Annotated in this window: 8 protein-coding genes and 1 tRNA gene; all 9 read left to right on the top strand. The window is 30.7% G+C overall.

All coding sequences use genetic code 11. From position 1 onward, the window contains the following. Positions 1 to 432: 432 nt before the first annotated feature. Positions 433 to 1,248 (top strand): mechanosensitive ion channel domain-containing protein, encoded by an 816-nt coding sequence (locus RSD37_RS06010; protein WP_346945800.1) that lies wholly within the window; start codon positions 433 to 435, stop codon positions 1,246 to 1,248. A 240-nt stretch (positions 1,249 to 1,488) separates the two neighbouring features. Then, a tRNA-Glu gene (locus RSD37_RS06005) sits at positions 1,489 to 1,563 on the top strand. A 420-nt stretch (positions 1,564 to 1,983) separates the two neighbouring features. Then, positions 1,984 to 2,664, top strand: coding sequence for a Crp/Fnr family transcriptional regulator (locus RSD37_RS06000; protein WP_346945799.1), 681 nt, complete (start codon positions 1,984 to 1,986; stop codon positions 2,662 to 2,664). 209 nt (positions 2,665 to 2,873) lie between these two features. Then, on the top strand, positions 2,874 to 4,514 hold the full coding sequence (gene hcp, locus RSD37_RS05995; RefSeq protein WP_346945798.1) for a hydroxylamine reductase: 1,641 nt from the start codon (positions 2,874 to 2,876) through the stop codon (positions 4,512 to 4,514). A 294-nt stretch (positions 4,515 to 4,808) separates the two neighbouring features. Beyond that, positions 4,809 to 6,188, top strand: coding sequence for a TldD/PmbA family protein (locus RSD37_RS05990; RefSeq protein ID WP_346945797.1), 1,380 nt, complete (start codon positions 4,809 to 4,811; stop codon positions 6,186 to 6,188). Positions 6,189 to 6,205: 17 nt separating this feature from the next. Beyond that, positions 6,206 to 7,561 carry a TldD/PmbA family protein gene (locus RSD37_RS05985; RefSeq protein WP_346945796.1) on the top strand — a complete coding sequence of 452 codons (1,356 nt, stop codon included), beginning with the start codon at positions 6,206 to 6,208 and terminating at the stop codon, positions 7,559 to 7,561. Between the two features lie 90 nt (positions 7,562 to 7,651). Continuing rightward, the gene (locus RSD37_RS05980; RefSeq protein ID WP_346945795.1) at positions 7,652 to 8,380 is read left to right on the top strand and encodes a flavodoxin family protein; all 729 of its coding nucleotides are present in this window, start codon (positions 7,652 to 7,654) and stop codon (positions 8,378 to 8,380) included. Positions 8,381 to 8,415: 35 nt separating this feature from the next. Further along, entirely contained in the window at positions 8,416 to 9,318 is a 903-nt protein-coding gene (locus tag RSD37_RS05975) for an ABC transporter ATP-binding protein (RefSeq protein WP_346945794.1), read from the top strand. Further along, positions 9,308 to 10,093: an ABC transporter permease subunit gene (locus RSD37_RS05970; protein WP_346945793.1), complete on the top strand. Its 786-nt coding sequence runs from the start codon at positions 9,308 to 9,310 to the stop codon at positions 10,091 to 10,093. The genes RSD37_RS05975 and RSD37_RS05970 overlap by 11 nt, the downstream gene beginning before the upstream one ends. Positions 10,094 to 10,170: the final 77 nt, after the last annotated feature.

Below are 10,170 nucleotides of genomic sequence, written 5' to 3'. Positions count from 1 at the left end.
TCTCTTTTTCTATATTTTTTATCACTTTTTAGGTGAAAATTAAAACATTAATGAATCTAGACATCAAGCCATGCTACGCATGGTTTTTATTTTCCTATGAATAATTCAGGTTAATTTCAACAATCGCTTTAAACATAGTCTTATGTTAAAACAATCTGAGAAATGTAATATTAAACACGAATTAACTTAATATTGAAACTGTTACAAAAGGTGTCTTAACTGATATTGAATTAGGATATGCTTTAACAGACTCTTTTGTTGCTGTAAATTTACCATAATAGATTACTTTATATTTAGATAATTACTTAGGACACAGGTCTTGTAATACATCATATATTTACATGGACAAAATTGGCGAAGAGAGATATGCCATGATTACTTGTGCTTATCATTATATTTTTATATAATATAAGGCAATAGGAGTGATAAACAATGAAGATATTAGAAAATTTATTAGAAAAACTAGTAACATGGGCTGCAACTAATGGAATTAAGTTGATAGTTGGACTTATTGCTTTATGGATAGGGTGGAAACTAATATCAAAAGTTGTAGAAATTATGAATGCTTTCTTAGAGAAAAAGAATGTAGACCTTACTTTAAGAACCTTTTTAGATGGATTTGTGAGCATTGCTTTGAAAATATTATTAGTAATAGTAATTATGACTTCTGTAGGAATAGAAACTTCAGGATTTGCAGCTTTAATAGCATCAGCAGGATTAGCTGTTGGATTAGCTCTTCAGGGAAGTCTTTCAAATTTTGCAGGTGGGGTAATTATTTTACTCATAAGACCCTTTAACGTAGGAGATTTTATTGAGGGTGCAGGACAGGCAGGTACTGTAGAGAAAATAGGAATATTTTATACTTACTTGTTAACCCCTGATAATAAGCAAATACTTGTTCCAAATGGAAACCTATCAAATAATAGTGTAGTAAATTATTCTTCTAAGGAAACTAGAAGAGTAGATCTGAAATTCTCAATTGCCTACGAAGAGGATGTAATTCAGGTTAAGAAAATACTTCAGGGAATAATTGCTACGGAGACATTAATTTTACAAGACCCAGCACCATTTATAGCTCTATCCGAGCATGCAAATAGTTCTATAAATTTTGTAGTTAGAGTTTGGTGTAAAACAGGAGATTATTGGACAATTTATTTTAACCTGTTAGAGAAGGTTAAGGTAAAATTTGATGAAGAGAAAATTAGCATTCCATATCCACAAATGGATGTACATTTACAACAAAAATAAGAGTTATGTAAAATAGCGAGAAGAAATTCTTGCTATTTTTTTATTCATGAGAAATTATATTTTTAAGTTGAAGATTAAAGGATTTAATGGAATAAAAAAATATTAAGCTATATATGCCATAAAAAAGCTGATAGATTGCAGTTCATTTATTCAATAATACTATAACCTAATATATAGTAATTTATCAAATAATATGTTATTATTAACGAGTAGCAAGGGACAAGTGATTTTCGTTAATAAGGCCTGTTGGTCAAGTGGTTAAGACATCACCCTCTCACGGTGGAATCAGGGGTTCGATCCCCCTACAGGCTACCATATAAGTATAGAAAACGGCTTAAACTTAAGGGTTTAAGCCTCTTTTGCGTAAAAGGAATTGAACGGAGAAGAATATTTATAATCAAAATAATAAATTTAAAAAGTCAGACTATATGTAATTTTTATAGTTATTAATTAAATGAAAGAATATGGCTTTAAGGGCATGTGGATTTAAAACCATATTAGTAGTAAAATAGTAATATGGTTAGAGGAATGACATTAATTAAAACTATAGAGAGTTAGGTAAATGAAATTTGAGCTTAAATTCTTTTTTGTAATTCAGGGTATACTTAATATAAAGTAAGGTGTTATATTAAATTAATATAACTAAATCAAGTGAAACTCTGCCTTAACTAGGTTTGGTGGAGTAATTTCTAAGAGTCAAATATAAAATTTGGAGTGTCACTTAAAGGAGAAACAATGAAAAATATAACAGAAAAAATTAAAAAAAATTACCTTTTTAAAGGGCTGAGCAGTGAAGATTTAGTTAAGATATTCGCTTCGATTAAATATCACATAAATTCCTACAATAAGGGAGAAATAATTGCCCATGAGGAGGATCCATGTAATAGTATAGGGCTTCTAATTAGTGGTAATGTTGAAATTCAAAGAATATATTCTAGTGGAAAGTATATTGTTTTAAGTAAATTAAATGAGGGTGATGTATTTGGAGAAGCCATAATATTTTCAAAGCAAAAGAATTATCCCGCTACAGTGATAGCTTTAAATAAGTGTGAAATACTTTATGTAAATAAGAATGAGATACTAGAATTATTTTCAAGGGAGGAGAAAATTCTAGAAAATTTCCTTGAACTTCTTAGTAATAAGATTTTAATGATGAATTCTAAGATTAAAAACCTCTCTCTAAAGAGTATAAAGCATAGAGTTATAAATTATATTTTAATTAAGATGAAAAATCAGCAAAGTAAGATTATTAAACTAGATGAAAGTAAGGAAAATATTGCAGCAGCTATTGGAATTCCAAGACCATCCTTATCCAGAGAACTTATAAATCTTAGAGATTTAGGATATATAGAATTTGATAGAACATCTATAAAGATTTTGGATTTAGATGGACTAGAGGATGCCATGTTTGAATAAAAATATTTAAGTATAGAATTTCGTAACGTAGGTTACGGACTTCTATACTTTTCTTTTATATAATAAGCTCATAGGTTGAGATAAACAATATGAAGGTTTAAGAGAAAAATAATAAAATTAAACTCAAAGTATTGAAGAGAACAAGTAATAAATCTTAACGAAAGATATAAATATAAATATAATAATTTAATTATAAAGGAGAGATAAATATGGATAACAAAATGTTTTGTTTTCAATGCCAAGAAGCTGCAGGATGTGCAGGATGTACAGTAAGAGGGGTTTGTGGTAAAACACCTGATCTTGCAAAGGTTCAAGACTTATTAATATATACTACAAGAGGATTATCAGAGGTTGCAACTGCAGCTAGAGCTAAGGGATTAGAAGTTTCACAAATCATCAATAGAGCAGTAACAATGAATCTTTTCACAACTATTACAAATGCTAACTTTGATGATGCAGTATTCTATAAAATGGTAGAAGAAACTTTAAGTCTTAAAGCAGAATTACTTGGGAAATTAGATACTACAGAATGCTTAAGTGAAGCGGCAATATGGACAGCTTCAACTAAGGAAGAAATGGACAAGAAGGCTCCAACTGTAGGAGTTCTAGCTACTGACAATGAAGACATCAGAAGTTTAAGAGAAATGATTACTTATGGACTTAAAGGTTTATCTGCGTATGTTAAACATGCAAATGCTTTAGGTTATGAGAGTGAAGAAGTTTGTGCTTTCATGCAAAGAGCATTAGCAGCAACTGCTGATGATAAGATGACAGCTGATGAATATGTAGCTTTAACTTTAGAAACAGGTAAATTCGGAGTAGATGGAATGGCATTACTAGACACAGCTAACACTGAAAGCTATGGACACCCTGAAGTTACAAAGGTTAATATAGGAGTAAGCAATAAGCCAGGAATTCTTGTATCTGGACATGATTTAAAAGATTTAGAGCAATTATTAATTCAAACAGAGGGAACAGGCATAGATGTTTATACTCACTCTGAAATGTTACCAGCTCACTACTATCCAGCGTTTAAAAAGTTCTCACACTTTGTAGGTAACTATGGAAATGCATGGTGGAAGCAAACAGAAGAGTTTGAAAGCTTTAATGGACCAATTCTTATGACTACAAACTGTATAGTACCACCAAAGGATAGCTATAAAGGTAGAATATTTACTACAGGAGCAGCTGGATACACAGGATGCCCACACATTGTTGCAAATGAAGAAGGTGTTAAAGACTTCTCTGTAATGATAGAACTTGCTAAAACTTGTGCAGCGCCAATTGAAATAGAACAGGGAGAAATCATTGGAGGATTTGCTCATAACCAAGTACTATCTCTTGCAGATAAGATTGTAGATGCAGTAAAAACTGGAGCTATAAAGAAGTTCTTCGTTATGGCAGGCTGTGACGGAAGACAGAAGAAGAGAGAATACTACACAGACTTTGCAAAGGCACTTCCAAAGGATGCAGTTATATTAACAGCAGGATGTGCGAAATATAAATATAATAAATTGAACCTAGGAGATATTGGTGGAATTCCAAGAGTTCTTGATGCAGGACAATGTAATGATTCATACTCATTAGCATTAATTGCTTTAAAATTGAAAGAAGTATTTGAACTTGAAGATATAAATGAATTACCAATAGCCTACAACATCGCATGGTACGAGCAAAAGGCAGTAATAGTTCTTCTAGCTCTATTACACTTAGGAGTTAAGAACATTCACCTTGGACCAACATTACCAGCATTCCTATCACCAAATGTAGCTAATGTTTTAGTTGAAAGCTTTGGAATAGGTGGAATCACAAATGTAGAAGACGACATGAAAATGTTCATGGGAGAGTAAAATTCCATAGAAGAAATTAAGTACAACAATAATAATTAAAGTAAACTTAATACAAAAATGGACATTGGATACCGTATATTCATAAATGAATATGCGGTATTTTTATGTGGAAACTAATAGTGTTTACTGAAAATTAGCATCAGAGGATAACTTGGTCAAGGAAAATTGCAAGTTAATTTTGTTGAATTATACTATGCGAGTTATTCATATTTAAATATTGAATTTTTCACCATATTATGTAAGAATATTTAAAATATGGTACAATAATACAAAAGAATACGGGGGGCAAAATTTATGTTATCAAAAGAAATAGTTAATCAAGTATTAGGAAGAGCATTATCTACTGGAGGAGACTATGCTGAAATTTTTGTTGATGATACAATAAATAACAACATATCTTTGGCAGATGGGAAAGTAGAAGATGTAGTAGGGGGGAAATCCTATGGTGTAGGTATTAGAATATTTAAAAACTTAAAAAGTGTTTATGCTTATACAAATAATGCTTCATTAGAATCTTTACTTGAAACTGCAAAAAAGGCAGCATTAGCATTAGGGGATTTAAAGGCTGATATTGATATTAATGTAACAGAAAGAATATGCACAAATATAAATCCAATAATATATGTGCCTTCTTCAATTTCTCCAGGAAAGAAAATTCAAGTTATGAAAGCCGCATATAATTCGGCTAAAAGTTATAGTAATGAAATTGTACAATCTACTGTAGATTATATAGATAAAGATCAAAGGGTATTGATTGCAAATAGTGATGGGTTATATGTAGAGGATAGAAGGATATTAACAAGGCTATTGGTTAAGTCTATTGCTAGTAATGGAGTAGAAAATCAAATGGGTTATGAAGGGCCAGGTAGAAGAATGGGCTTTGAAATGTTTGATGTTGTAAATCCAGAACGCTGTGGAATAGAAGCTAGTAGAACAGCAATAACAATGCTACACGCTAAGAATTGTCCAGCAGGTAGAATGCCAGTAGCTATTGAAAATGGTTTTGGTGGAGTTATATTCCACGAAGCTTGTGGTCACTCACTAGAAGCCACTTCAGTTGCAAAAGGTAACTCAGTATTTTGTGGTAAATTAGGTCAACAAATAGCCTCTACAAAGGTTACAGCTATAGATGATGGAACTATGCCAAATCTATGGGGTACATTAAATATAGATGATGAGGGATCACCAACAAGAAGAAATGTTTTAATTGAAAATGGTATATTGAAAAGCTACTTAGTTGATAAATTAAATGGTAGAAGAATGAACATGGAACCAACAGGAAGTTCAAGAAGACAATCTTATAAATTTGCACCAACTTCTAGAATGACTAACACATATATAGCTCCAGGAAATGATGAAAATGAAGCTATAATAGCATCCGTGGAAAATGGATTATATGCAAAGAAGATGGGCGGAGGATCTGTTAATCCAGTAACAGGTGAGTTTAACTTTGCAGTAATAGAAGGGTATTTAGTTAAAAATGGTAAGATAGGTGAACCAGTTCGAGGGGCTACTTTAATTGGTAAGGGATCAGAAATACTAATGAATATTGATATGGTAGGAAAAGATCTTGATCATGGTCAAGGTATGTGTGGTTCTATGAGTGGAAGTATTCCAACCAATCTAGGACAACCTCTTTTAAGAGTTTCAGAAATAACAGTAGGTGGAAGATAAGAAGGGGGTAATTTATCATGGATATTAAAATGTTTAAGGAAATTGTTTTTAATAAAGCTAAAGAATTACAATTGAAAGAATTTGAGGTTTATTACAGTAGTAATTCTTCATTATCTATAAATGTTTTTAAGAGTGATGTTGATAAGTACTCATTAGAAAGTGACACTGGAGTTAGCTTTAGATGTATTGATAATGGTAAGATGGGATATTCTTATACAGAAAAACTAACAGAAGAAGAGGCGATTGCATTAGTAGAAAGAGCTAAAGAAAGCGCTATCTATACAGAAAGTACAGAAAAACAATTTATATATGGTGGAAAAGATGACTATGTGAAAGTTAATTGTTTTAATGAAGAACTAGAGAATGCAAAGGTAGAAAATAAAACAAGTAAAATCCTAGAGTTAGAAGCAGAAACTTTTAAGGCTAGTGACAAAGTTTCTCATATTGCTCACTGTGAATATAAAGAAAGAACTTCAGAGGTAGGAATAATAAATTCTAAGGGCTTGGATTTATATCATAAAGCTAATAATCTACTTAGTTATGTAGCACCAATAGTTAAAGATGGCAATTTAAGCTATAATGGGATAGGTTTTGTTCAAGGAAATGATTTAGGACAACTTAATATAAGTAAACTGTCTAAGGAAGCAATTGAAGATTCACTATCGAGAGTTGGGGGCAAATCAATAAAATCAGGGAGATATAAAGGGATAATTGAAAATAGAGCAATGGCTCTGTTACTTAAAACCTTTGCTGCGGTTTTTAGTGGGGAAAATGCACAAAAGGGACTTTCTTTGCTAAATGGAAAAGAGGGAGAAGTTATTGCAAGTAGCAACATTAATTTAATAGATAATCCTCATTTAGAAGGGGGGATATGTACATCACCTTTTGATAGTGAAGGGGTAGCTACTTATTGTAAGAATATAATTAAGAATGGAGAATTAGTAACACTATTGCATAATTTAAAAACTGCAAATAATGACAATAAGAAAAGCACAGGAAATGGAGTTAAACAATCCTATAATTCACCGGTTTCAGTAACACCATCAAATTTATATATAGAAAATGGAGATAAGAATTTTGAAGAGTTATTGTCAGTGGCTAAGAATGGAGTAATTATTACAGAATTAGCTGGTACACATGCTGGGGCTAATGCAATAACAGGAGATTTTTCCCTTGCAGCTAAAGGATTTTTAATTGAAGATGGTAAAAAATCCAGAGCTATAGAGCAAATAACTATTTCAAGTAACTTCTTTGAATTATTAAAAAGTATTGAGATAGTAGGTAGTGATTTGAAATTTGGAATGTCAAGTGGCAGTGGTTATTTCGGAAGTCCAAGTGTTATCCTAAGTGAAATATATATTGCGGGAGAATAGAATTGTTAATAAATCTAATTAAGTAATAACCTTTAGTTTTAGAAAGAATATGTTAATGCTATACTGAAATTTAGGGAGATGATACTTAATATGTTAAAGGTGTTAGCTGTAAATTCAAGTAATAGAAAAATGAATACTTATGGACTTATTTTAGAGGTTAAAGAAATATTGAAAAAGAATGATATTGAGGTAGAAATAATAAATTTATTTGATTATGATATAAAAACTTGCGTTGGTTGCGAGCATTGTCTTATAAAGGGTAACTGTGTACTAAAGGATCAAGTTTTCGATATTATGGATAAAATAAAATTAAGTGATGGAATAATTTTAACTTCACCAGTTTATTTAGAAAATGTATCAGGAAAGCTAAAAACATTTATTGATAGAACCTGTAGTTGGTTTCATCGACCAGAGATATATGGCAAACCAGTTTTAGTTATAGCCACAACCCAAGGCTCGGGACTTAAATCTACTCTAAAATATCTAGAGCGAGTGGTAATTCAATGGGGTGGTTTTAATGCGGGTAAAATTAGTAGAAATGTTAGAACTAGAGATGATAAAGTTACAGAAAATGAATGTGAGAATTTTATTAAACATATTAAAAAAAAGAAGGAAGACTATAAACCTAGGTTAAATATGCTTATAAACTTTCAAGTTCAAAAGGTTCTTGCATATAAATTAATAGGCTTAGATAGCGAGTATTGGGAAGAAAAAGGCTGGAATGGTGATATATATTATTTTAAATGTAGAATAAACATTTTCAATAGGTTAGTAGGAACAAGCTTTGGTAAATTTTTAAATAAAGTTGTGAATAAGTAATGGAGATATGGCAGTTGATATAAGGAGATGACAAAATGGCAGTTTTAAAGGTTGACCAGTTAACAAAAGATTACGGTAATAATAAAGGTGTATTCAATGTGAATTTTGAAATTGAAAAAGGTGAAGTTTTTGGATTTTTAGGACCAAATGGAGCAGGAAAAACAACTACTATTAGACATATTTTAGGATTTTCAAAACCTCAAAAGGGAAGTGTATCAGTTGGTGGGCTTAATAGTTGGAACAATCCTGATATTATTCAAAAGGATTTAGGATATCTACCTGGAGAGATTGCATTTCCTAATGATATGACAGGTACTGCATTTATCCAGATGATAGCTAAAATGCGTGGAATCACTGATATGTCTAGAGCAGAAGAACTTATGAAAATTTTTCAGTTAGATCCAAGTGGTAATTTGAAGAGAATGTCAAAAGGTATGAAACAAAAGATTGGTATTGTATGTGCGTTTATGCATGATCCTAAAATACTAATTTTAGACGAACCTACAAGTGGACTTGATCCATTAATGCAAAGTAAGTTTGTAGATTTAATAGCCAGTGAAAAAGCAAAAGGTAAAACTGTACTTATGTCTTCTCACATATTTGAAGAGATTGAAAAAACTTGTGATAAAGTTGCAATTATAAAGCAAGGAAAAATCATAGCAACATTAGATTCAGATGACCTAAGTTATACAAAACAAAAAGTATTTAAAATTAAATTTGAAACTAAGGATCAATGTGACAAATTCAGTAAAGAATGCCTTGACTTTGTAAATATAAACTTTGATAAAAATCAAGTAGAAATAAATGTGCATGATGACAAAATTAATGAGTTAATTCAGATATTATCAACATATAGACTTAAGTATTTAAAAGAAATTAAGCATACATTGGAAGACTATTTTATGCGTTTCTACGGAGGTGAAAACAATGATAAGTAAACCATTATTAAAACAAACAACAAAATCTAATTATAAAATAATGTTACTTTTCTCAGGAGTTTTATGTGTATTCCTAACTGTAATGACAATAGTATTTACACCTTCAACTATAGAAGGCATAGAAAATATTGCAGGAAATAGTGCTATTGGAAAAATGCTTGGAGGAGCTAATACTCTTATAGGATTCATGGCAAATTCATTCTATGAAATAATGGCTATAATATTTCCCATGGTATACTCCATAATAGTAGGAAATAAATTAATTTGTAGCCAAGTAGATAGAGGTTCTATGTCATACTTATTATCAACACCAACAAAAAGAAATCAAGTTACAATTACATCTGCAATATATTTTATCTTTTCTTTAGCCACTATGTGGGTAATAGCTACAGTTTTTGGTATTACAGCAGGTGCAATATTCCAACCTGATGCCTTAGATATAGAAAAATTTATCGTGTTAAATATTGGATGTTTTTTATATCACTTTGCTATTAGTGGAATTTGTTTTGCATCCTCTTGTATATTTAATTTATCAAAGAATTCTTTAGCATTTGGTGCTGGTATACCTTTAGGATTTTTCATACTCAATTTAATGTGTACTCTTTCTGAAGATTTAAGCTTTTTGAAATATTTCACATTAAACACTCTATTTGATAAGAGTGCAATCATGAGTGGAGAAGGTTATGGTATACAATTTGTTATGTTATTCATTATTGGAATTACATTATATGCGATAGGAGTCAAAGTATTTAAGGAGAAAGACTTGCCTTTATAAAGTTTATTATAAAACCATAAATTAAGGAAGAATGATTTTATTAATGTAACATAGGATTTTTTTAATTAATCTTGATA

The sequence above is a fragment of the Clostridium sp. genome (assembly GCF_036646415.1).
GTDB lineage: Bacteria > Bacillota > Clostridia > Clostridiales > Clostridiaceae > Clostridium_J.
Note: the sequence above shows the minus strand (reverse complement) of the source record. Positions and strands in the feature narration are given on the sequence as shown.